We start from the raw sequence: 255 nt of genomic DNA, 5'->3' as shown, positions 1-255 counted from the left end.
ATCGGTACGTAACAGATATCCGCTACCTGTGAAATGAATCCATTCTGATTCGCCGGTGTCATTCGTCTGATGTGACAGCGAGTACAGCCAGGCGTTGTCCTTTGCAGTGATATGCGCGGTACTGCAGCGTATGCCGGTCAGGGCAGCAAATGGTGGCGTGCAGTCTGTTGAGACCCGGTCAGATTCATCAACAACACGAAGGGAGTGGCCATTGTCGCAGACCACGTTAATCAGTTCAGCGAGATTAACACCATC

At 51.8% G+C, this 255-nt stretch carries 1 protein-coding gene; it reads right to left on the bottom strand.

Annotation, left to right across the window (positions count from 1 at the left end; all coding sequences use genetic code 11):
* Window positions 1–255: DUF5983 family protein (locus E0D98_RS26710; protein ID WP_240723799.1), on the bottom strand; the 255-nt coding region annotated here is incomplete at both ends.

Source organism: Escherichia sp. KCJ4928 (genome assembly GCF_004352695.1).
Classification (GTDB): Bacteria; Pseudomonadota; Gammaproteobacteria; order Enterobacterales; family Enterobacteriaceae; genus ECMA0423.
Note: the sequence above shows the minus strand (reverse complement) of the source record. Positions and strands in the feature narration are given on the sequence as shown.